Source organism: Pseudomonas sp. NPDC087814 (assembly GCF_044742865.1).
Lineage (GTDB): Bacteria > Pseudomonadota > Gammaproteobacteria > Pseudomonadales > Pseudomonadaceae > Aquipseudomonas.
In genome coordinates this window covers 147798-168601 of sequence record NZ_JBIUVK010000008.1, presented here as the reverse complement: position 1 = coordinate 168601, position 20804 = coordinate 147798, and the positions used below count along the sequence as shown (strand labels likewise).

Sequence of the window (20804 nt, the reverse complement as noted above, 5' to 3'; positions counted from 1 at the left end):
TGCAACGATTCTGGCAAATGCCAACGGCATGGCTCACAAGCCTGTCGATAATAACCATCGTTCCAAACAGACCGGGCCTGCTCAATCTATGCGAATGCGCCTTATGTTACTGGGCGGCGGGAATGCCCTCGGGCAGGCGCTGATTCGCCTCGGTGCGGAGGAAGACATCGGTTTCCTCGCCCCGCGCCCGCCCCAAGACGGCTGGGATGCCGCGAGCCTCACGCAACTGCTCGACGACACCCGTCCCGATGCCTTGATCAATCTCGCCTATTACTTCGACTGGTTTCAGGCGGAGACGGTCAGCGAGACACGCCTGGCCGCCCAGGAATATGCGATCGAGCGCCTGGCTGAACTGTGCCAGCACCACAGCATCACCCTGCTGCAACCGTCCAGCTACCGGGTGTTCGACGGCTCCCGCGCCACCGCCTACAGCGAAAAAGACGAACCCGTGCCCTTGGGCCTGCGAGGCCAGGCGTTGTGGCGCATCGAGCAGAGCGTACGCGCCACCTGCCCGCAGCACGTGCTGTTGCGTTTCGGCTGGCTGCTGGATGACAGCGTCGACGGCACCCTCGGGCGCTTCCTGGCCCGTGCCGAAAAACCTGACGAACTGCTGATGGCCGACGACCGCCGGGGCAACCCGACGCCGGTGGACGATGCCGCGCGGGTGATCATTTCGGTGCTTAAGCAACTGGATTGCGCCGCGCCGTTGTGGGGCACTTATCACTATGCCGGCCACGAAGCGACTACCCCGCTGGCGCTGGGGCAGGCGATCCTGACCGAAGCGCGCAACTTCCACCCGCTGGCCGTGGAAGCGCCGACCGCCCAGGCCCACGCCGCCCGTCCGGATGCAGCCGACGAGCCGCAACACGCGGTGCTGGCCTGCAAGAAAATCCTCCACACCTTCGGCATCAAGCCACGGGCATGGCGGGCCGGGCTGCCGGCGTTGCTCGACCGGTTCTATCGACACGGTCAAACATAAAAAAGGCGCCTGAAACAGGCGCCTTTTTTGTGGCAGTGCACGGACGATTACACGTGATAGGTGTTGGCCAGCCGGATGCGCAGCGGCCTGCGAAAAATTTGAAACCTTTGGTGCGGGCGGTCATCTGTGTTGAGTCGATGGACCTTATCCCGGCGTTCAATGGTTATCCCCTTATGAACGGAAGTTACATTGCCGTCTCTATCACAGACAATGGCCAGGGAACTGGGTTGGGACTCAGCCAGGTATATGGCCCGCGCTTGAACGGCTGAGTGGATAGCCCGTTTGAACAAATGGAGTTAGCATCGTAAACCTTCGGCTCAAGAGCCTGTTGTTCACATCAGGGTTGCATTGTGGAAAAGCTAAATCGCCTTCAAAGCGGAATAGAAGGGCTGGATGCTCTGCTCAAGGGTGGGCTAGTCGCAGGTGCCTCCTACATCATCCAGGGGCGCCCGGGATCCGGTAAAACGATCCTCGCCAATCAGCTGGGGTTTAACCATGCGCGCAATGGGGGCCGTGTACTGGTTGCCACGTTGCTGGCCGAATCCCACGACCGTTTATTTCAGTTCCTCTCGACCCTGAACTTCTTTGATGCTTCCCGGGTGGGAGCCGAGATTCAGTTCGTCAGTGCGTTTGACACCCTTGAGAACGAAGGTCTCGATGAAGTGGTCAAGCTGCTTCGGCGTGAGATCAGTCGTCAGAAGGCCACCGTGTTAGTGGTCGACGGCTTGCTCAATGCACGCTCCAAGGCTGACTCGCCCATCGACACCAAAAAATTCATTTCCGAGCTGCAAGGGCACGCCGCGTTCGCCGGTTGTACGGTGCTGTTTCTCACCAGTTCCCGGTTGGACGACGGCAGTCCCGAGCACACCATGGTTGATGGTGTGATCGAGATGGGTGAAGAGCTTCACGGCAGCCGTTCGGTGCGCCGTATTCACCTGCGCAAAACTCGAGGCAGTGGTGCACTGACCGGACTGCACGAGTGTGAAATTACCGACGATGGCCTGGTGGTTTATCCGCGTCTGGAAAGCCTCTACAGCCATCCGTCTTTACCTGACAGTGCCGATCTGACGCGTATCACCAGCGGCATCGGTTCGCTGGACGCCATCATCGGCGGTGGCCTGCACAGCTCTTCCGTTACCCTCGTCATGGGGCCTTCCGGCGTCGGGAAGACCACGCTGGGGCTCAGGTTTCTCGCAGAGTCGACAGTGGACGCGCCGGGCCTGCATTTCGGTTTTTATGAAAGCCCGCAGCGGTTACGTCTCAAAGGCCAATCGCTGGGGATTGATATCAAGGGTATGGAAGAAAGTGGTGCGCTGAGTATTGCCTGGCAACCCACCACAGAAGGCCTGATCGATGGTCTCGGCGCACGGCTGCTGAAAATGGTTGAGGAAAAGGGCATCAAGCGCCTGTTCATCGACAGCTTGAGCGGCATGACCCGGGTGTCGACAAACCCGGCTCGTATCACTGATTTCTACAGCGCCTTGATGAGCGAGCTTCGTGCCCGTGGCGTAACGGTGTTTGCCTCATGGGAGATGCGTGACGTTTTTGGTTCGGAGGTCAGCTCTCCAACCCCGGACCTCTCCAGTATTGTCGATAACCTGATGCTGATGCGTTTCTTCGAGATTCAATCTGAACTAAGAAGAATGCTTTCGATTCTTAAGGTACGAGACAGCTTCTACGATCCTTCGCTTCTTGAAGTGGTAATCCATGAAAACGGCGTTGACCTGAAGAAGGCATCAAGAAATGCGTTGGCGGTCCCTAATGATTCTTCGCTGCCGGGCTCAACGTCCAAAGTCTCTGATTCGGGTTGAACTGACATGACCACCATCCTGGTCGTCGACGACGAGTATTTGATCGCTGACATTCTCGGCTATGCGCTGGAGGATGAGGGGTACATGGTCGTAAAAGCGAGCAATGGCCAGAAAGCACTCGAGGTCCTGGAGCGCGAGCGGCCAGCGTTGATCATCACCGACTTCATGATGCCGGTCATGGATGGCCAGGAGTTTGCCGAAGCTGTCCGCGCGCTACCGGCAGTCAATCACTTGCCCATCATCCTGATCAGCGGAGCCCAGGCCCATATTGGTATGGAGCGGTCGGACTTGTTCAATGCAGTGTTGAATAAGCCGTTCAACATTGACGTGGTCATTGCTGAAGTTCGCCAGCTCCTGGCTGAAGCCTGACTCGCAGCACACGGGCGTGTGCCTGGCTTCTGATTGGCGCTTGCCTCCAGGGGAAGCCTCACAAAAAAGGCCCTGTACAACAGGGCCTTTGGGTAGAACCTAGAACTTGTAGCCAATACCGACCATGTACACCATCGGATCAACATCCACATTAACCTTGGCCCGGGTGCCCTGGCCCAGGGCGTTGTTGTCCACGGTGGCCTTGGTGCTGATGTCGATGTAGCGCGCCTGGGCGTTGATCATCCACTTGTCGTTGATCATGTAGTCCGCACCGATCTGCGCCGCCCAGCCCCAGGAGTTTTCCGCCTTGAAGTTGCTGAAGCCGGCCTCCTGGGCGCGACCGCCGACGTGCTCGTCGTAGATCCAGGTGTAGTTGATACCGGCGCCGATGTACGGTTGGAATACCGACTTGCTGTCCAGCGGGTAGTACACGACGCTCAGGGTCGGCGGCAGGTGTTTCAGCGAGCCGAGCTTGCCGTTGGCCGGGGCCAGGGCGGTGTTCTTGATCTTCACATCATGTTCGAACGGTGTGGCCGCCAGCAGTTCGATACCCCAGTGGCTGGTGAACATGTAGGCGAAGTTCAAGCCCAGCTGGGTGTCGCTGCTCATGGTCGCCTTGCCGCCCAGGTTGGTCCCGGCCAGCGGGCCCTGGTCAACCTTGACACTGCTGCTGTCCGCTTTCGGGTTGACGGTGATGGCACCGGCGCGAATCAGGATGTCACCCGCTTCGTGAGCGTGGGCAACAGGGGCGACGAGGGCGAGCGCGACAAGCGACGCGCCGAGCAGGGACTTGTTCATGGGAGCTCCAAAGGACGTTATTAATTGCTTGTGTCCAATGGTAAAGATCGTAACGTTCGAGCTTTTGACTCAGCTCAATGAAAGCGCAATCACGGGTTATTCCTGCAACTCGTACACATAGATCTTGTCGGCATCCATCTGGTAGCCGGCATCGGCCAGTTCACTGCTGGACGGTTTGACCTGCATCTGGCCTTCGATCCAGTACGGTTGATACAACTCGTCGAGCTTCACGCCGACTTCGCTTTTCACATGCACGATCTGGTTCGACGGCGGTGGCGGTACATGGATGCACGCGCCGAAATACGGCACCAGCAGGAACTCCGTGGTGCGACCTTCTTCGCTGACTTCCAGCGGCACGATATAACCCGGCAGGCGGATGTGCTTACCGTCCAGGCTCTGTACGACTGGCGCGTTGGGCAGGTCCTGCTTGGCGGCCGGCGCTGACTCCACCGACAACGCATCGGCCATGCCCGACAAGTCGTGCAGCGGTTTCATGTTGGGGATTTCCGGCGGCGCGTCCGGCGGGATCATCTCCTGCCACGACAGGTCCTTGGGCTGGTCTTCAGCCCACACGGGCAGGGCCACCAGCAGCAACAGTGCGAGCACGGCGCGACGCATCAACAGCTTCCTCATAAACGTATCGACAGGCCGTCGGCCAACGATTGCCGGTAGGCGCGCCAGGCCGGCACGCTGCCCATCAGCAGGGCTGCGACGAGAATACCGCCGAGCAGGGTCCATTCATATTCGCTCGGCAACGACAGCGGCAGGTCCAGGCCGTAGTTGGCCTGCAAATACCCGCGCGACGCGGCGATGCACACATACAGCAGCCCGACGCCGGCGATCACGCCCGACAATGCCAGGGCGAAGGCTTCGAAGATCAGCAAGGTCGCAATATGCCAGGGCCGCGCGCCCACTGAACGCAGGATTGCCATTTCCCGGCGGCGCTCGTTGAGGCTGGTGAGGATCGCGGTGAGCATGCCGATCAGGCCGGTCAGCACCACGAACAGCGAGATCACGAACAGCGCTTTTTCAGCCGTGCCCATCATGCTCCACAGCTCTTGCAGCGCCACGCCCGGCAGGATCGCCAGCATCGGCTCGCCACGGAACTCGTTGATCTCCCGTTGCAGGGCGAAGGTGGAAATCTTGTTGTTCAAACCGAGCATGAACGCGGTGATGGCTTGTGGCGTCAGGTCCATGTTGCGAGCCTGGTCGGCGCTGATCCGGCCTTTGCCCTGGGCCGGCACGCCGTTGTGCCAGTCGATGTGAATCGCTTCCATGCCGCCGAGGCTGATATGCAGTGTGCGGTCCACCGGAGTGCCGGTGCGCTTGAGAATGCCGACCACGGTGAAGGGCTTGTCATCGTGCTTGACCAGGCTGACCACCGCCACGCCGTGGGCCAGCACCAGCTTGTCGCCGAGCTTGTAATGCAGCGCGTCGGCCACTTCGGCGCCGAGCACCACTTCGAATGGATCGGTGGCGAAGGCGCGGCCGCTGGCCAGTTCCAGGTTCTGCCGGCGGCCGTATTGGTAGTGTTCGAAATAGGATTCGTTGGTGCCCATCACGCGGTAGCCACGGTGGGAGTCGCCGAGGGAAATCGGGATCGCCCATTTCACCTGCGGGTTGGCCGCGAAGTGCTCGTAGCTGTCCCAGCGAATGTTGTTGGTGGCGTTGCCGATGCGGAACACTGAATACAGCAGCAAATTCACCGAGCCGGAACGCGCGCCGACGATCAGGTCGGTACCGCTGATGGTGCTGGCGAAGCTGGCGCGGGCTTCGGTGCGTACCCGTTCCACCGCCAGCAACAGGCACACCGACAGGGCGATGGCGAAGGCGGTGAGGATCGCGGTAAAGCGGCGGTTAGCCAGGCTGGCCATGGCTAGTCGAAACAAATACATCTCAAACCTCTGCGGGCGTGGCGGCGCGATTGAGTTCGGCCAGCGACAGGTTGCGGTCGAACAGCGGCGCCAGGCTCTGGTCATGGCTGACGAACAACAGGCTGGCGCCTGCTTCGCGGCATTCGGCGAACAGCAACTGAATGAAGGCTTCCCGGGCGTCGTAGTCCAGGGCCGAGGTCGGCTCGTCGGCGATCACCAGCTCCGGCTGGCCGATCAGCGCACGGGCAGCGGCCACCCGTTGTTGCTGGCCGATGGACAGGGAGTCGGCGCGGCGCTCCAGCAGGCTCTTGTCCTTCAGGCCCAGGTGGGCGAGCAAGGTCGCGGCAGCCTGGTCGACGCTGCCGTGACGCTGGATTGCCCGCTGCGCCCGTAACGTTGAAAAGTGGCAGGGCAACTCGACGTTCTCGCGCACCGAGAGAAACGGCAACAGGTTGAACTGCTGGAAGATGTAGCCGGTGTGGTCGACCCGGAAACGGTCGCGGGCGCCGGCCGAGAGTTCGGTCAGTTCCTGGCCCAGCAGGCGGATGCTGCCCCGGCTGGGCTTTTGCACACCGCCCAACAGGCCGAGCAGGGTGGTCTTGCCACTGCCGCTGGGGCCCTTGAGGAACAGGGTTTCCCCCGGCTCCAGGCGGAACGTCGGGATGTCCAGCAACTGTGGGTGACCGGGCCAATTGAAGCCCAGGTCAGACAGTTCGATAAGTGCTTGGGTCATAGGGAGGTCAGTGGTCTGGCTCGATTTGGATGATGACACCGATCAACTGTAGGAGCTGGCTTGCCTGCGATGGCATCACCGCAGTGTTTCTGGAGCACCGCGGCGTCTGCATCGCAGGCAAGCCAGCTCCTACAGTGTGGTGTTTACATCAGAATTTCAGGGTAGCTGCCTGTGCGGTCGCTTCCACACCCTGCTGGCCGCTCGGGCCAATGAGTTGTACCTGAATTTTCTGGGTGGCAGGGAAGGTCTTGAACACCTGGGTCAGGTCGAGGTTGCTCAGGGCGGTCGGCGTGGCGCAAGTGAACTGGTAGTGAGCGTGGATTTCGCTGTGGTCGTGGTGATGTTCGTGGGCGGCGGCGCCTTTGCCATCGGTGGCGTGGTCGTCATCGTCTTCATCGTGGTCGGCTTCAGGCTTGTCGCCGAACAGCGGGCTGTTCAGTTCCTGGGTGCTGATCACGCAACCGGCGGCCTTGGGCAGGCTGAACAGCACCAAAGGCTGTTCAAGTTGTTTGCGGGCAGCGGCGACCTTGGCTTTATCGGCAGGGGTGGTGGCGAGATGTTCGAAACCCACCAGGTTCATCGCCGGGCTGTCCAGTTCCAGCTCCAGGGCCTGGCCGTCGAGCACCGCATTGAGGCGACCCACGCCGTGTTCGTGGGCACCGAGGCTGCCGTGCTCGTGATCATGGTCGTGCTCGTCGGCAGCCTGGGCGATGGCCAGTGGCAACAGGGCAAACGGCAAAGCGAGCAGCATACGGCGCATGGTGGAGCTCCCGGACAAAGATGAAAGTTTTGTTATGTGATCTTATAACAATTTTGCGAGGAGTTTGACCGCCCGCTTGGCGTAGCGCAAGACGCGTGGGAGCATGCTCGTCAGAAAAGTGCGGGAGTAAGTGCGATGTTGAGAATTCGTGGAACCGTCGGTGACCTGCCGGTGGACTTGACCCTGGAGCTGGATGACGGCGACTGGGCCCGGCTGGGCGCGCAGTTGCAGGCCAGCAAACCGCCGAGTGCCGAGCCCGAGGTGGCGCCGGCCGCGGGTAACCTGGACGAGAGCCTGTGGCAGGCCGCCCAGGATTTGCTGCGCAAGGCCGGGCAACTCAACGGCCTGGAATTGCTTGATCAGCTGGAAGGCCTGGCCGGCAGCGCCTCGGCGGGCAAGCGCCTGCTGGTGCGCCTGCGCCATAGCGCCAAGGTCAAGGTAGCCAGCGGCGGGGATACGCCGCTGTACAGTTGGATCGAGTAAGGCTTAATACAGCGCGGCGAACAGCTTGCGGCGGTACACCGTGACAAGCGGGTGATCGTTGCCGAGCAGTTCGAACACCTGCAACAGCGTCTTGTGGGGCAGGCCTTCGCTGTAGCTGCGGTTGCGGATGAACAGCTTGAGCAAGCCATCCAGCGCGGCGTCGTATTGCTGGCGCGCCAGTTGTTGCACGGCCAGTTGGTACACCGCCTCGTCATCCTGCGGGTTTTGCGCCAGGCGGGCTTTCAGGTCTGCGGCGTCCGGCAGGTCGGCGGCCTGGCGCAGGAAAGTGATCTGCGCCTTGGCGCCGGCCAGTGCGGCCTTGTGATCATCGCTCTTGACGGCGTCGAGCACGGTTTGCGCTTCGCCCAGTTCACCGCGCTCGGCCAGGCAGCGTGCGTACAGGATCAGCGCGGCGGCGTTGGTGTTGTCTTCGCCAAGCAGGGTGACCAGCACGGCCTCGGCGTCGGTGATACGGCCTTCGGCAAACAGCGCCTGGGCCTGCTCCAGTGGATCGGCAGCCGCCGGTGGTGGCATCTGCACATGGGGCTCCAGCATCGCGCGCACGGCGGATTCAGGCTGCGCACCGGCAAACCCATCCACTGGCTGGCCATCCTTGAACAGCACCACGGTCGGCAGGCTGCGAATGCCAAAGCGCGAGACCACGTCCGGCTCGGCATCGCAATCGACCTTGGCCAGCAGCAACTCACCCTGATAACTCTCGGCAATCTGCGCGAGCATCGGCATCAACGCCTTGCACGGCGCGCACCACTCGGCCCAGAAATCCACCAGCACGGGTTTTTCGAAGGAGTTCTGGATCACCGCCTGATCGAAGGTGGCGGTGGTGGCATCGAAGATGTACGGCGTGGGCTCACTCATGGGGAATCTCGAAGAAAGCAGGAATGGGGCAACTATAAAGACTGGAGGAGGCGACCGGAAGCTATGCCGCGATTAAGCGCGTACAGGATGCCAGAAAGGGTCCTGGTACCAGTCTTGAGGAAAACCCATCGCTTTGAGGCTGACATCGGGAAAGTCTTCAGTCAGTTGATGCAGGCGCCGGTCCCAGTGAGCGTGTGGACACACTTTATGCATTAGGTGATTAAGAATGCAGAGTGCTGCAAACATACGGGTATGAGTGCCAGGATGAAGAAGGTGCCTGGGCCATGGGAAGTTGGCTTTTTTGGGCAGTTCTGGGCGAATGCCCAATTCTCGATTCCACATTCGCGCATGGTGTGCGCAGATGTTACGAATAGTGGTCAGCGTGTGCAGCCAGGATTGCATCAAAGGGGCGGGGAGTTCCAAGCGTCTGGCGATAGCCTTCTTGTCTGAATCCCTGGCCAAGCCTTTGTAGAGATGGGACAGGTCGCCGAGTGTGAGTTCTTCCAGCATTGCCCAGCCGGGCATGAGTGGTGGTTGGTCGTAGGTGGTGGGGTAGTGTCGGGCGTAACTCTCTTTTGCTCTCTGGCGTTTGAGATGCGCTTTGCGACCGCTTTCGGCTTGCAACCGATCTATTCGCAGGCATTCGCGCTCATAGTCTCGGATAGCGGCACATTGCTTGGACTGCAATGTTGCGAGTAGGCGTTGGTGGTCAAATGCCTGTTGAAACATTCCGATATCGGTATACCAATGGCTGCCATAGTTGGGCCCCATATGGTTACTGATCATCGAGCGGGTCGCTATTTCCACGCGTTCAATGGCATCCATGCTCAACAATCGAAGCCTGCGGTCAAAGTCGTAGAGTCGAGTTAACTGACGAAAACCTGTGCCATCGCGAAATCGATGATCGACATCCCCCGATTGCTGAAAAGGGCGCATGTAGGGGCTCAATCGGAAAAAACTGACGGACTGCAAGAAACACTGCGCACGGGCTTCATCTTGAATGAGCAAGCCACGTTGTTTGAGCAGTTCTATCTGGGAGGGAACATCAATGGCAGGTTTGTCGAACGTTCTCATGCCCAAAAAACGCCAGGCATAAAAAACCCGCACAATTTGTGCTTAGTCACTTGCGCGACCAGAGGCATGGCGGGTGTATTGCGGCAAAGATTAGGCAGTAGCGGTAACGTTTGCAAGCTTTTTGAGCAAGAGGCGACGGATGCAAATCGGGGGTTTGGCATACCCTTTGGTCGTCCAGGTAGCGTGCGAGAGGCGGCCATTTTCCACGCTACGCTGAAGACTGTCTTAGCCCATCTGTTACTGGAGATTTGCGGGTTTGATAGGCGCGACTATCGCTGCGAATGGTACAGGCTCACCTTGCGAAACTCCCACGGCTCGGCCAGGTCGGGCAGTGTCAGGGCGTCGAGGATACCCAGGCGCTGATACTCCGGGTGCTGGAAGTCCCGAACCCGGGAATCGGCGACCAGCGCTTCGCGGCCGCGTGTCAGGAATTGATCCAGCAGCGGCAGGTTCGCCCGGTCGTACAGCACATCGGCGACCAGGATCAGGTCAAACCGATCGGCTTCGGTGAAGAAGTCTTCTGAATAGCCCAGTGTTACGCCGTTGAGTTCGGCATTCGCCCGGCAGGCAGCCAGGGCCAGCGGATCCAGGTCGCACGCCACCACTTCCAGCGCTCCGGCCTTTACCGCGGCAATCCCGGCAACACCCGAACCTGCGCCGAAATCCAGCACCCGCTTACCCGCGACCCACTCGGGGTTGGCCGCCAGGTATCGCGCCAGCGCCAGGCCACTGGCCCAGCAAAAGCTCCAGTACGGCGGCTCATGCAGGATGCGCCGGGTTTCTTCGGGGCTGAAGGCGCGGTCCATGTTGTCGGCGTCCAGTAACCACAGCGACAACTCGGTGCCCGGCAGCGGGCAGGGCACCAGTTGGGCGTCGCCGATCAGTTCGCTCAGTGCGCGTTGCAGGCCCAGCGGTGGCGTCATGGTGCGGGAACGAGTTGCAGCGGCCCGGTGGTCTGGGTGATCGCCTGGGTGATGCGCACCGGCGGCAGGTGCAGGATCAACTGGCCGGACTGGCTGGCGCGACCACGCAATTCAACGCGCCCGCCCGCCGGGAACGCTTGCGGGTTGAAGCGCAGGCGGAAGGCCAGGGGCTTGTTGTTGCCGATCAGCACGCTGCTGGCCAGCAGTTGTTGCGGGCGCGAACGGTCGTCGATCACCAGCAGCGCCAGTTCGACTTCCGCACCCGCCGGTATACCGTTCAATTGGCCGCTGACTTCACGCTGGTAGGCGGGCAACGGGCCGAGATCTTCTTCCACACCCGGCAGTTTTTTCTCTTGTTGCGGTGCCGGAGCCGGCGCCGCAGGTTTTGGGGCATGGCTGCTGCAGGCGACCAGAAAACCGAGCAACGTGAGCAAAACAAGTGGTCGTAACTGCATGTACGGCTCCAGAAAGGACAAAATCCGTGGCTTAAAAAATATGAAACATAATAGTCAGCCTATATACCGTAAAGGCTATGGCTTGTCTTGCCACAGGGATGCGCTACCATGGCCCTCCCATTTTTTGTTGCCTGCCACCATGCACTGTCCCTTCTGCGGTGCCAACGACACCAAGGTCATTGACTCGCGTCTGGTCGCCGAGGGCGAACAGGTGCGTCGCCGGCGTGAATGCCTGGCTTCTGGCTGCGGTGAACGTTTCACCACCTTCGAAACCGCCGAACTGGTATTGCCACGTCTGATCAAGACCGACGGCAGTCGCCAGCCTTTCGACGAAGAAAAACTGCGCGCCGGAATGCAGCGCGCCCTGGAAAAACGCCCGGTGAGTGTCGAGCGGCTGGAAGCGGCACTGGTGCACATCAAGCACAAGCTGCGCGCCACCGGCGAGCGCGAAGTCAAATCCCTGGTGGTTGGAGAACTGGTGATGGGCGAGCTGCAAAAGCTCGACGAAGTCGCCTATATCCGTTTCGCCTCGGTGTATCGACGCTTCCAGGACCTCAACGAGTTCCGCGAAGAGATCGACCGCCTGGCCCGTGAGCCGGTAAAAGAATGAACCCACCTTCGGCAGAACAAGCGGTACTCGACGCCCATTACATGGCCCGTGCCCTGGAATTGGCGCGCAAGGGCCTGTACACCACCCACCCCAACCCCCGGGTTGGCTGCGTGATCGTGCGTGACGGGCAGGTTGTCGGCGAAGGCTGGCACGTGCGCACCGGCGAACCCCATGCGGAAGTCCACGCCCTGCGGGCTGCGGGCGACAAGGCCCGGGGCGCCACGGCCTACGTGACCCTTGAACCGTGCAGCCACCACGGGCACACACCGCCCTGCGCCGATGCCTTGGTGAATGCCGGCCTGGCCCGTGTGGTGGCAGCGATGCAGGACCCGAATCCGGAAGTCGCCGGGCGCGGCATGCGCCGCCTGGCCCAGGCCGGGATCGAGACCCACAGCGGCTTGCTGGAAAACGAAGCGCGGGCGCTTAACCCGGGCTTTCTCAAGCGCATGGAGCATGGCCTGCCGTTTGTGCGGGTCAAGTTGGCCATGAGCCTGGACGGTCGCACCGCGATGGCCAACGGCGAAAGCCAATGGATCACCGGCCCGGCCGCGCGTGCCGCTGTGCAGCGCCTGCGTGCCCAGGCCAGTGTGGTGCTGACCGGCGCCGACACGGTGCTGGCCGACGGTGCTCGCCTGACCGTGCGCGCCGCCGAACTGGGCCTGGATGAAGAAACCACCGCCCTGGCGATGTCCCGTCCGCCGCTGCGTGTGCTGATCGACGGCCGCCTGCGGGTGCCGCTGAATGCGCCGTTCTTCAAGGCTGGCCCCGCGCTGGTCATCACCTGCGTGACGCCGGACAACCAGTACCCCACAGGCCCCGAGTGCCTGGTGGTGCCGGGTGTCGACGGCCAGGTCGACCTGCGTTCCGCGCTGGTGGCCCTGGCGGCCCGTGGTGTCAACGAAGTGTTGGTGGAAGCCGGCCCAAGCCTGGCGGGTGCCTTCGCCCAGCAAGGGCTGGTGGACGAGTACGTGATATTCGTCGCCGGCAAGTTTCTTGGCTCTGCCGCCCGGCCTTTGCTGGACTGGCCGCTTGAGAAACTGGCCGACGCCCCCCAACTCAAGATCACTGAAATGCGCGCTGTTGGCGATGACTGGCGAGTCACTGCCATCCCTCTGCCATCAGCGAGCGTATAATTTCCGGCCTGCGCCACGTCTTCAGGAGAACGGCATGTTCACCGGCATTATCGAATCCATCGGCAGCATCCGTGCAATGACCCCAAAAGGCGGCGATGTACGCCTGCTGGTTGAAACCGGCAAGCTCGACCTGAGCGACGTCAAACTGGGCGACAGCATCGCCGTCAGCGGTGTGTGCCTGACCGTCATCGAGTTGCCTGGCAACGGCTTTGCCGCCGATGTCAGCCGGGAAACCCTGGACTGCACCGCGATGAACGACCTCAAGAGCGGCAGCCCGGTGAACCTGGAAAAAGCCCTGACCCCGACCACCCGCCTCGGTGGGCACCTGGTCAGCGGCCACGTCGACGGTGTCGGCGAAGTGGTTGCTCGCAGCGAAAACGCGCGTGCCGTGGAATTTCGCATTCGCGCACCGAAAGAGCTGGCCAAGTACATCGCCCACAAAGGCTCGATCACCGTCGACGGCACCAGCCTGACCGTGAACGCCGTGAATGGCGCCGAATTTGAACTGACCATCATTCCCCACACCCTGAGCGAAACCATCATGGCGTCGTACCAGCCGGGTCGCCGGGTGAACCTGGAAGTGGACTTGCTTGCCCGTTACCTGGAGCGCCTTCTATTGGGCGATAAGGCCGCAGAGTCTGACTCTCTTCAAGGGCCCGCCGGGAACATCACTGAAAGTTTTTTAGCCGCTAACGGCTACCTTAAATCCTGACCCAAGGGGGTGCCGCGTGGCGCTCAACAGCATCGAAGAACTGGTTGAAGACATCCGCCAAGGCAAGATGGTCATCCTCATGGATGACGAAGACCGCGAGAATGAAGGCGACCTGATCATGGCCGCCGAGTGCTGCCAGCCGGAACACATCAACTTCATGGCCAAGCACGCCCGTGGCCTGATCTGCATGCCGATGAGCCGCGAGCGCTGCGAGCTGCTGAAGCTGCCGTTGATGGCGCCGCGCAATGGTTCGGGGTTTGGCACCAAGTTCACCGTGTCCATCGAAGCCACCACCGGTGTCACCACCGGCATCTCCGCTGCTGACCGCGCCCGCACCGTACAAGCCGCTGCCGCGAAAGACGCCAAGGCCGAAGATATCGTCAGCCCGGGCCACATCTTTCCGCTGATGGCCCAACCGGGTGGCACCCTGGCTCGCGCCGGCCACACCGAAGCGGCCTGCGACCTGGCGCGCATGGCCGGTTTCGAGCCGAGCGGTGTGATCTGCGAAGTGATGAACGACGACGGCACCATGTCCCGTCGCGCCGAGCTGGAAGAATTTGCCGCGCTGCACAACATCAAGATCGGCACCATTGCCGACCTGATCCACTACCGGATGATCCACGAACGTACCGTTCAGCGGATTGCCGAGCAGCCGCTGGACAGCGAACTGGGCCAGTTCAACCTGGTGACCTATCGTGATTCCGTGGAAGGCGACGTGCACATGGCCCTGACCCTGGGCACCATCTGCGCTGAAGAGCCAACCCTGGTGCGGGTGCACAACATGGACCCGCTGCGCGACCTGCTGATGGTCAAGCAACCGGGGCGCTGGAGCCTGCGGGCCGCGATGTCCGCGGTGTCCGAGGCCGGCAGCGGTGTTGTATTGCTGCTGGGCCATCCGCTGGATGGCGACGTGCTGCTGGCGCATATCCGCGAAACCGCCGACCACGCGCCGGTGAAAAAACCGACCACCTACAGCATCGTCGGGGCCGGTTCGCAGATCCTGCGGGACCTGGGCGTGCGCAAAATGCGCCTGATGAGTGCGCCAATGAAATTTAATGCCATATCCGGTTTCGACCTGGAAGTAGTAGAATACGTGCCCTCCGAATAAAGGCCGGCGTTGTTTGCCCCTTGTTCGCGGTTCAAATATCACTGAGGGGCGCGCACTAAGCGCGTCCCGGCTCTTTAAGAGATTTGTCGAATGACCCTGAAGACCATCGAAGGTACCTTCATCGCCCCCAAAGGCCGCTATGCCCTGGTGGTTGGCCGCTTCAACAGCTTCGTGGTTGAAAGCCTGGTAAGCGGTGCCGTGGATGCCCTGGTTCGCCACGGTGTGAGCGAAAGCGATATCACTATCATCCGCGCTCCTGGCGCCTTCGAAATTCCACTGGTTGCGCAGAAAGTTGCACAGCAGGGTGAATACGCGGCGATCATCGCCCTGGGCGCGGTCATTCGTGGCGGCACTCCGCACTTCGAATACGTGGCTGGCGAATGCACCAAGGGCCTGGCCCAGGTGTCCATGGAGTTCGGCGTGCCGGTCGCCTTTGGCGTGCTGACCGTTGATTCCATCGAACAAGCCATCGAGCGTTCCGGCACCAAGGCCGGCAACAAAGGTGCTGAAGCTGCCCTGTCCGCCCTGGAAATGGTCAGCCTGCTGGCGCAGTTGGAGGCCAAGTGATTAGCGACGACAGCGATCAGTTCAACCCCCAGGACCCGCGCCCGGCAGACGCCGGCAAGCCATCGAAAAGCGAAAAGCGTCGTTCGGCCCGCCAGCTCGCGACCCAGGCTTTGTACCAGCGCCACATGGCGAAAACCTCGCTGAACGAAATCGAGGCGCAGTTTCGCGTCGACAACGATTTCAGCGCGGCCGATGCCAGCTACTTCCACGACATCCTGCACGGTGTTCCGGCCAACTTGGCGGAGATCGACGCTGCACTGACGCCGTGCCTGGACCTGGCGATCGAAGAGCTGGACCCGGTTGAACTGGCCGTACTGCGCCTGTCCACCTGGGAACTGCTCAAGCGCGTCGACGTGCCTTACCGCGTTGTGATCAACGAAGGGATCGAACTGGCGAAAGTCTACGGTTCCACCGACGGTCACAAGTTCGTCAACGGCGTGCTCGACAAGCTGGCCCCGCGCCTGCGTGAAGCCGAAGTGAAGGCGTACAAGCGCTAACTGGCGCTTGCTGACGCAATGGGCGAGTTTGAGCTGATCCGCAACTACTTCGCCGCCGCGCCCTGTGCGCAGGGCGGCGAAGGCATTGCACTGGGGATTGGCGACGACTGCGCCTTGCTGGCTGTTCCTCCCGGGGAACAGCTGGCGATTTCTACCGATACCCTGGTGGCCGGCGTGCATTTTGCCGACCCCTGCGATCCGTTTCTGCTCGGCCAGCGCTCGCTGGCCGTGGCAGTCAGCGATCTGGCGGCCATGGGCGCCAATCCCCTCGCGTTTACCCTTGCCCTCACCACCCCGACGGTTGATGCCGATTGGCTGCAACGCTATGCCCAGGGCTTGAACGCCATGGCGCAGGGTTGTGGCGTGGTTCTGGTAGGTGGCGACACCACCCGTGGGCCGCTGAGCCTGACCATGACCGTGTTTGGCCGGGTGCCGGCGGGCCAGGCCTTGACCCGCAGCGGCGCGCGGCCTGGCGACTTGCTGTGTGTGGGCGGTGAGCTGGGTAACGCAGCGGGCGCCTTGCCGCTGGTGCTGGGGCAGCGCACGGCGGAGGCGGCTATCGTCGAGCCACTGCTGGCCCATTACTGGTCGCCGCAACCGCAGTTGGCGCTGGGCTTGGCGTTGCGGGGCAAGGCCACGTCTGCCATGGATATTTCCGACGGCCTTTTAGCTGATTGCGGGCATATCGCCAAGGCGTCGGCTGTCAGCTTGTTGATCGAGCAGCAAAAACTGCCGTTGTCCGCCGCCTTGCTGGCGTTCGTCGGTGAGGCGGATGCCCGGGTGGCCGCGTTGAGCGGGGGGGACGACTACGTACTGGCGTTCACCTTGCCGCCCGCCGAACTGGCGCCGCTGTTGGCCGCCGGTGTGCCGGTCCATGTAATCGGCCGGGTCGAGGCGGGGCAGGGCGTTACCCTGCTGGATGCGTCTGGCCAGGACGTCACGCCGGCCATTCGTGGCTATCAACATTTCTGAAAGGCATAGAACCAAGCTGAAGGCCAATCGAACCTATTGATCTTTATCAGCGATAATTCAGCTTAAGCGTCTGTAGGAACCTACTGTTACAATCCCTCCCCTGTGAAATCTGAAATCAGGAGCACAAGGTGCCCGTCGTTTTCGTCGCCGCTTCCAAGCTGCCAACCCCTTTTGCCACGTTCACCATGAATGGCTTTCTTGAAGAAGCCACCGGGCGCGAACACGTTGTTCTCAGCCTCGGTGACGTGGCGGACGGTGCCCCGGTCCTCGGTCGCGTGCACTCCGAGTGCCTGACCGGCGATGCGCTGTTCAGCCAGCGCTGTGACTGCGGCTCGCAACTGGAAGCCGCCCTGCAGGCCATCGCCCGCGAAGGCCGTGGCGTGTTGCTGTACCTGCGTCAGGAAGGCCGTGGCATTGGCCTGCTGAACAAGATCCGCGCCTATGAGTTGCAAGATGGCGGCGCCGACACTGTGGAAGCCAACGAGCGCCTCGGTTTTGCCGCTGACCAGCGCGACTATGGGATCTGCCTGCCGATGCTCCAGCACCTGGGCGTCAAATCCCTGCGGCTGATGACCAACAACCCGCGCAAGGTCAAAGCCTTGACCGACATGGGCATCACCGTCGCCGAGCGCGTGCCGCTGCACACCGGCCACAACCCGCACAACAAGCTCTACCTGGCCACCAAGGCCAGCAAGCTCGACCACATGATGGGCAACGAGCACCAGGGCGAGGCCGACCGGGCGTGACGCGCGGCCAGGTCAAGCGGCGACTGTCGTTTAACTGGTGGCAATACCTGGCGTTGGCGCTGGCGCCGTTGTTTGTGATCAACCTCGTGTTTGGCAAGGCCGAGCCCTTGCTGCCGGTACTGGCGATGCCGTTTTTTATCGCCGGCGTAGCCTCGATGTTTGTCAGCCTGCGTTACTTCCACGGCTATAAACACGCGCTGATCGCCACCGGCAAAGCCCTCGATACCCCTGAAGAACCGGCTGCCTGGATCACCCTCGCGGCCCGTCGTCGTGTGGCGTTGCTGGTGGCTGCACTGCCGGCCTGGGTCGGCGCGCTGGCGGTGTTTGTCGGGCTGGAAGCGGTGCCGCTGTTTCTGTTGGCATTGTCGACCCTGGTGCTGTTCTACCTCTACCGCATCCCGCGCCAGTTGGGTTGATGCGCGTCTGGCTGGCGGTGTGGCTGCTGGTCGTCGCGGCCCAGGCTGCGGCGGTTGAGCGGGTGGTCAGCCTTGCGCCTTCCTTGTCTGAAATCGTCGTTGAACTGGGCGCCGCCGATTTGCTGGTGGGCGTGCTGGATGGCGGCGAGCGGCCACAGGCGTTGGCGAACGTGCCGTCTGTGGGCAACTACGGGCAGTTGGACATGGAACGGCTGCTCAGCCTCAAGCCCGACCTGATCCTGCTTTGGCCCGGCAGCGTCGGCCCGGGCCCGCGTGAACAGCTGCAACGCCTGAACATCCCGGTATTTGTCGCCGAACCCCACAGCCTCGAACAACTCACCTCACAGGTCGAAACCATTGCCCGGCAACTCGGGCGGGATGACGCCGGCCGGCAATTGGCCGCGCAGTTGCGTCAGCGCTTGGCCGAATTGCGCTCGCGCTATCACCGGGCCGAGCCGTTGCGGGTGTTTTATCAGGTGTGGAACCAGCCGCTGTACACCGTGGGTGGCGGGCAGATCATCAGCGATGCGCTGAGTGTGTGCGGCGCGCGCAATGTGTTCGATGACCTGAAATTACCGGCACCGCAGGTCAGTATTGAGTCGGTGTTGCAGCGTAATCCCGAGGTGATTCTGGCGGGCGATCAAGCGCAGCTGGATGCCTGGAAGGCCTGGCCCCAGGTGGCGGCGGTAGCGAACGGGCATTTGCTGCTGGTGCCCGACAAGGGCCTGGAACGGCCCAGCGGGCAGATGCTGCAGGCGGTGGCGCGGTTGTGTCAGGTGATTGCACCGGGGCTGTGAGACCGCTATCGCAGGCAAGCCAGCTCCCACATTTGACCGAGTCGTCTGGATAAGCACGGTCCCCTGTGGGAGCCGGGCTTGCCCGCGATGAGGCCGGTGCAGACGACTTAGAGTTCCGGCGTCCAGGTCACCCCGAACATCAGTGCCCGGCCTTCTTCCCGATAGCCATATTGCTGGCCTTGATACTGATACAGCGCCCGGCTGTAGTCCTTGTTCAGCAGGTTATCGAGCTTCATTTCCAGCGTGACTTCATGGTTCACCGCCCAACTGCCCCGTAGCCCCAGCAAGCCATACCCGCCCAGGCGTTGCTGGTTCGCCGCATCGTCGTAGCTGCTGCTGACCGCTTGCCAGCTGGCGCCGACGCCGAATTGATCGAATTGGCGATCCAGGTCCAGGCTCAGGGTGCGCCGGGCTCGACGCGCCAGTGTGCGCCCGGTGTCGCGGTCGCGTGGGTCGATCAATGCAACGGCGAGGCTGCTTTGCCAGCCGAACAGTTCTTGCTTGAGCGCCGCCTCGAAGCCGTTGATGCGTGCGGCGCTGACGTTTTGCGGGCCGTTGCTGGCAAACACGATCGCGTCCTGAATATCGGTGCGGTACAGCGAGGCTTCCAGTCGGCTGCTGTCGCTGAGCTGGCTGCGCCATTGCACTTCGTAGCTTTTCGATGTCTCGGGCTTGAGGTTCGGGTTACTGTTTTTGAAGCCGAATTCGTCCGGGTAGTAGAGGTCGTTGAACGTAGGCGCGCGGAAGCCTTCGCTGTAGCTCAGCAACAGATCATTGTCCGGGTTCAGCGGCAGGGTGAAGGTGCCGCTCCAGCTGTTGTGGCCGCCGAACTGTTGGTTATCGTCGCGACGCAGGCCCAGTTCGGTGGAAAAGGACTGGGCTTGAAAGCGGTGCTGGATAAACGCCGCTCGATTCCAGCGACTGTCTTCGGCGAACGCTGTGCTGCTGTTGACCTGGTCCTCGTACCAGTCGCCGCCCAGTATCAGGCTGTTCTGCTCATTGAGGGTCAGGTCGTTCTGCCAGTTCAGTGAGTTGCGGTAAGTGTTGAACACGCTGCGTTCGGTGCTGAGCTTGTCCCGGGTTTCTTCGCGGTTTTCGCTGTGGCCCGCTTCCAGCCGGGACTTCCACGTGTCATTGATACGCGCGTCAACATAGGTGCTGACACTGCTCACGGTGAAGTGGGTGTAGGGCTTTTGCTGGAAGCTTTGGAAGGTGGTCGAATCGAAGCGACCGAACGGGTTGTCGAATTCGCTTTTGCCGCGGTTATCCAGCACGTTCACACCCGCTTCGAGGTCATCGTTGAAGGCATGGCTCAGGCTGAAACTGATGGCCTGGTTGCGATAGGCGTCATGGTCACGGTCGCTGGGATAGGAGTCGTACGTGCGATTGATTCCGGCCGTGTCATCCAGGCTGGCGCCGAGGTTGAAGCGGGTTTGCGCATCGCCGCCGGACAAGCCCAGGCTGCGTTCCCACGTCTGGTTGCTGCCAAATCCCACATGCAGGCGGGGTTGCAGGCCGGACTCGTTACCACGCCGGGTGAAAATCTGGATCACCCCGCCAATCGCATCGCTGCCGTAGATCACCGAGCGCGAACCACGCAGGACTTCCACGCGTTCGATCTGCTGGATGTTCAGGTGTTGCAGGTTGCTGTCGCCGGAAGTCGAGTTGCCGATGCGCTGGCCGTCGACCAGCACCAGGCTCTGGGCCGACTTGGTGCCACGAATGTAGACGCTTGCCAGACTGCCACGGCCACCGGCCTGTGAAACCTGCACGCCGGGCACGCGGCTGAGCAAGTCGGTCACGCTGGTGGGTTGCAGGCGGTCGATGTCGTCGCGGGTGAAGACGGTGTTGGCGGCGCTGCTGTCGTTGCGCGCCTGGACCTGGCGGTTGGCGCTGATCACCACGTCGGGCAGCTTGAGGGCTTGGTCGCGTTCGAAACTGTCGGCGAGCAGGTCGGTGGCGGGCAGTAACAGAAGGGGCAGGGCGAGGCGAAGGCGGTTCATGGGCTGTCCGTAGCATTTGAAGTTGGCATAAAACAAATGTGGGAGCGGGCTTGCTCGCGAAGGCGCAGTGTCAGTCAATGCATCTGTCGACTGACCCAGCGCTTTCGC

At 61.7% G+C, this 20804-nt stretch carries 24 protein-coding genes; 14 read left to right on the top strand and 10 right to left on the bottom strand.

The window, feature by feature from the left end:
• Positions 1-88 precede the first annotated feature (88 nt).
• The 3 genes from ACIOMR_RS09760 to ACIOMR_RS09750 all read left to right on the top strand — a co-directional run bounded on the left by ACIOMR_RS09760 (position 89) and on the right by ACIOMR_RS09750 (position 3159).
• A complete protein-coding gene (locus ACIOMR_RS09760; RefSeq protein WP_008436463.1) occupies positions 89-979 on the top strand; it encodes a sugar nucleotide-binding protein in 891 nt (296 codons plus the stop codon).
• Between the two features lie 350 nt (positions 980-1329).
• A complete protein-coding gene (locus ACIOMR_RS09755; RefSeq protein WP_087692346.1) occupies positions 1330-2790 on the top strand; it encodes an ATPase domain-containing protein in 1461 nt (486 codons plus the stop codon).
• Between the two features lie 6 nt (positions 2791-2796).
• Positions 2797-3159, top strand: coding sequence for a response regulator (locus ACIOMR_RS09750; RefSeq protein ID WP_102369993.1), 363 nt, complete (start codon positions 2797-2799; stop codon positions 3157-3159).
• Positions 3160-3258: 99 nt separating this feature from the next.
• Here the strand turns inward: ACIOMR_RS09750 and ACIOMR_RS09745 are convergent, their stop codons facing one another.
• The 5 genes from ACIOMR_RS09745 to ACIOMR_RS09725 form a co-directional block, all read right to left on the bottom strand.
• Positions 3259-3957, bottom strand: coding sequence for an OmpW family protein (locus tag ACIOMR_RS09745; RefSeq protein ID WP_008436467.1), 699 nt, complete (start codon positions 3955-3957; stop codon positions 3259-3261).
• 96 nt (positions 3958-4053) lie between these two features.
• Complete coding sequence (locus ACIOMR_RS09740) at positions 4054-4575, bottom strand: DUF3299 domain-containing protein (protein ID WP_102369991.1); 522 nt, start codon at positions 4573-4575, stop codon at positions 4054-4056.
• A gap of 11 nt (positions 4576-4586) precedes the next feature.
• Positions 4587-5852: an ABC transporter permease gene (locus tag ACIOMR_RS09735; RefSeq protein WP_003210004.1), complete on the bottom strand. Its 1266-nt coding sequence runs from the start codon at positions 5850-5852 to the stop codon at positions 4587-4589.
• A gap of 1 nt (position 5853) precedes the next feature.
• Positions 5854-6564 (bottom strand): ABC transporter ATP-binding protein, encoded by a 711-nt coding sequence (locus tag ACIOMR_RS09730; RefSeq protein WP_008436477.1) that lies wholly within the window; start codon positions 6562-6564, stop codon positions 5854-5856.
• 148 nt (positions 6565-6712) lie between these two features.
• Positions 6713-7324, bottom strand: a complete 612-nt coding sequence (locus ACIOMR_RS09725; protein ID WP_401193712.1) for a DUF2796 domain-containing protein — start codon at positions 7322-7324, stop codon at positions 6713-6715.
• Positions 7325-7459: 135 nt separating this feature from the next.
• Between ACIOMR_RS09725 and ACIOMR_RS09720 the strand changes: the two genes are divergently transcribed.
• Positions 7460-7807: a hypothetical protein gene (locus ACIOMR_RS09720; protein ID WP_401193709.1), complete on the top strand. Its 348-nt coding sequence runs from the start codon at positions 7460-7462 to the stop codon at positions 7805-7807.
• A gap of 3 nt (positions 7808-7810) precedes the next feature.
• Here ACIOMR_RS09720 and trxA read toward each other — a convergent pair whose 3' ends face one another.
• The 4 genes from trxA to ACIOMR_RS09700 form a co-directional block, all read right to left on the bottom strand.
• On the bottom strand, positions 7811-8683 hold the full coding sequence (trxA, locus tag ACIOMR_RS09715; protein WP_003209995.1) for a thioredoxin: 873 nt from the start codon (positions 8681-8683) through the stop codon (positions 7811-7813).
• Between the two features lie 72 nt (positions 8684-8755).
• The gene (locus tag ACIOMR_RS09710) at positions 8756-9757 is read right to left on the bottom strand and encodes an Abi family protein (protein WP_401193706.1); all 1002 of its coding nucleotides are present in this window, start codon (positions 9755-9757) and stop codon (positions 8756-8758) included.
• Positions 9758-10026: 269 nt separating this feature from the next.
• Positions 10027-10680: a methyltransferase gene (locus ACIOMR_RS09705; protein ID WP_178903052.1), complete on the bottom strand. Its 654-nt coding sequence runs from the start codon at positions 10678-10680 to the stop codon at positions 10027-10029.
• Positions 10677-11135 (bottom strand): YbaY family lipoprotein, encoded by a 459-nt coding sequence (locus ACIOMR_RS09700; protein ID WP_003209991.1) that lies wholly within the window; start codon positions 11133-11135, stop codon positions 10677-10679. The genes ACIOMR_RS09705 and ACIOMR_RS09700 overlap by 4 nt, the downstream gene beginning before the upstream one ends.
• Positions 11136-11274: 139 nt before the next feature.
• On the opposite strand from ACIOMR_RS09700, the gene nrdR reads away from it, so the two are divergent.
• The 10 genes from nrdR (at position 11275) to ACIOMR_RS09650 (ending at position 18693) form a co-directional block, all read left to right on the top strand.
• A complete protein-coding gene (nrdR, locus tag ACIOMR_RS09695; protein WP_003209990.1) occupies positions 11275-11745 on the top strand; it encodes a transcriptional regulator NrdR in 471 nt (156 codons plus the stop codon).
• Positions 11742-12878, top strand: a complete 1137-nt coding sequence (gene ribD, locus ACIOMR_RS09690) for a bifunctional diaminohydroxyphosphoribosylaminopyrimidine deaminase/5-amino-6-(5-phosphoribosylamino)uracil reductase RibD (protein WP_003209989.1) — start codon at positions 11742-11744, stop codon at positions 12876-12878. The genes nrdR and ribD overlap by 4 nt, the downstream gene beginning before the upstream one ends.
• A gap of 34 nt (positions 12879-12912) precedes the next feature.
• Entirely contained in the window at positions 12913-13590 is a 678-nt protein-coding gene (locus ACIOMR_RS09685; RefSeq protein ID WP_003209988.1) for a riboflavin synthase, read from the top strand.
• Positions 13591-13606: 16 nt separating this feature from the next.
• On the top strand, positions 13607-14698 hold the full coding sequence (ribBA, locus tag ACIOMR_RS09680; protein ID WP_003209987.1) for a bifunctional 3,4-dihydroxy-2-butanone-4-phosphate synthase/GTP cyclohydrolase II: 1092 nt from the start codon (positions 13607-13609) through the stop codon (positions 14696-14698).
• Between the two features lie 90 nt (positions 14699-14788).
• Positions 14789-15265, top strand: a complete 477-nt coding sequence (ribE, locus tag ACIOMR_RS09675; RefSeq protein ID WP_003209986.1) for a 6,7-dimethyl-8-ribityllumazine synthase — start codon at positions 14789-14791, stop codon at positions 15263-15265.
• On the top strand, positions 15262-15762 hold the full coding sequence (gene nusB / locus ACIOMR_RS09670; RefSeq protein WP_003209985.1) for a transcription antitermination factor NusB: 501 nt from the start codon (positions 15262-15264) through the stop codon (positions 15760-15762). The genes ribE and nusB overlap by 4 nt, the downstream gene beginning before the upstream one ends.
• 18 nt (positions 15763-15780) lie before the next feature.
• Positions 15781-16734: a thiamine-phosphate kinase gene (thiL, locus tag ACIOMR_RS09665; RefSeq protein ID WP_102605737.1), complete on the top strand. Its 954-nt coding sequence runs from the start codon at positions 15781-15783 to the stop codon at positions 16732-16734.
• Between the two features lie 128 nt (positions 16735-16862).
• Positions 16863-17480 (top strand): GTP cyclohydrolase II, encoded by a 618-nt coding sequence (gene ribA / locus ACIOMR_RS09660; RefSeq protein WP_003209983.1) that lies wholly within the window; start codon positions 16863-16865, stop codon positions 17478-17480.
• The gene (locus ACIOMR_RS09655) at positions 17477-17896 is read left to right on the top strand and encodes a nuclear FMR1 interacting 1 family protein (protein WP_008436498.1); all 420 of its coding nucleotides are present in this window, start codon (positions 17477-17479) and stop codon (positions 17894-17896) included. The genes ribA and ACIOMR_RS09655 overlap by 4 nt, the downstream gene beginning before the upstream one ends.
• Positions 17896-18693: a cobalamin-binding protein gene (locus ACIOMR_RS09650; RefSeq protein WP_401193697.1), complete on the top strand. Its 798-nt coding sequence runs from the start codon at positions 17896-17898 to the stop codon at positions 18691-18693. The genes ACIOMR_RS09655 and ACIOMR_RS09650 overlap by 1 nt, the downstream gene beginning before the upstream one ends.
• A gap of 107 nt (positions 18694-18800) precedes the next feature.
• Here ACIOMR_RS09650 and ACIOMR_RS09645 read toward each other — a convergent pair whose 3' ends face one another.
• Positions 18801-20696: a TonB-dependent receptor domain-containing protein gene (locus tag ACIOMR_RS09645; RefSeq protein ID WP_003209975.1), complete on the bottom strand. Its 1896-nt coding sequence runs from the start codon at positions 20694-20696 to the stop codon at positions 18801-18803.
• Between the last annotated feature and the right edge of the window lie 108 nt (positions 20697-20804).

What these genes read in the sequence shown, in the direction of transcription:
- ACIOMR_RS09760 (WP_008436463.1), top strand. Translation starts at nt 89, where the DNA reads ATGCGAATGCGCCTTATGTTACTGGGCGGCGGGAATGCCCTCGGGCAG.
- ACIOMR_RS09750 (WP_102369993.1), top strand. Translation starts at nt 2,797, where the DNA reads ATGACCACCATCCTGGTCGTCGACGACGAGTATTTGATCGCTGACATT.
- ACIOMR_RS09745 (WP_008436467.1), bottom strand. Translation starts at nt 3,957, where the DNA reads ATGAACAAGTCCCTGCTCGGCGCGTCGCTTGTCGCGCTCGCCCTCGTC.
- ACIOMR_RS09740 (WP_102369991.1), bottom strand. Translation starts at nt 4,575, where the DNA reads ATGCGTCGCGCCGTGCTCGCACTGTTGCTGCTGGTGGCCCTGCCCGTG.
- ACIOMR_RS09735 (WP_003210004.1), bottom strand. Translation starts at nt 5,852, where the DNA reads ATGTATTTGTTTCGACTAGCCATGGCCAGCCTGGCTAACCGCCGCTTT.
- ACIOMR_RS09730 (WP_008436477.1), bottom strand. Translation starts at nt 6,564, where the DNA reads ATGACCCAAGCACTTATCGAACTGTCTGACCTGGGCTTCAATTGGCCC.
- ACIOMR_RS09725 (WP_401193712.1), bottom strand. Translation starts at nt 7,324, where the DNA reads ATGCGCCGTATGCTGCTCGCTTTGCCGTTTGCCCTGTTGCCACTGGCC.
- ACIOMR_RS09720 (WP_401193709.1), top strand. Translation starts at nt 7,460, where the DNA reads ATGTTGAGAATTCGTGGAACCGTCGGTGACCTGCCGGTGGACTTGACC.
- trxA (WP_003209995.1), bottom strand. Translation starts at nt 8,683, where the DNA reads ATGAGTGAGCCCACGCCGTACATCTTCGATGCCACCACCGCCACCTTC.
- ACIOMR_RS09710 (WP_401193706.1), bottom strand. Translation starts at nt 9,757, where the DNA reads ATGAGAACGTTCGACAAACCTGCCATTGATGTTCCCTCCCAGATAGAA.
- ACIOMR_RS09705 (WP_178903052.1), bottom strand. Translation starts at nt 10,680, where the DNA reads ATGACGCCACCGCTGGGCCTGCAACGCGCACTGAGCGAACTGATCGGC.
- ACIOMR_RS09700 (WP_003209991.1), bottom strand. Translation starts at nt 11,135, where the DNA reads ATGCAGTTACGACCACTTGTTTTGCTCACGTTGCTCGGTTTTCTGGTC.
- nrdR (WP_003209990.1), top strand. Translation starts at nt 11,275, where the DNA reads ATGCACTGTCCCTTCTGCGGTGCCAACGACACCAAGGTCATTGACTCG.
- ribD (WP_003209989.1), top strand. Translation starts at nt 11,742, where the DNA reads ATGAACCCACCTTCGGCAGAACAAGCGGTACTCGACGCCCATTACATG.
- ACIOMR_RS09685 (WP_003209988.1), top strand. Translation starts at nt 12,913, where the DNA reads ATGTTCACCGGCATTATCGAATCCATCGGCAGCATCCGTGCAATGACC.
- ribE (WP_003209986.1), top strand. Translation starts at nt 14,789, where the DNA reads ATGACCCTGAAGACCATCGAAGGTACCTTCATCGCCCCCAAAGGCCGC.
- thiL (WP_102605737.1), top strand. Translation starts at nt 15,781, where the DNA reads ATGGGCGAGTTTGAGCTGATCCGCAACTACTTCGCCGCCGCGCCCTGT.
- ACIOMR_RS09650 (WP_401193697.1), top strand. Translation starts at nt 17,896, where the DNA reads ATGCGCGTCTGGCTGGCGGTGTGGCTGCTGGTCGTCGCGGCCCAGGCT.
- ACIOMR_RS09645 (WP_003209975.1), bottom strand. Translation starts at nt 20,696, where the DNA reads ATGAACCGCCTTCGCCTCGCCCTGCCCCTTCTGTTACTGCCCGCCACC.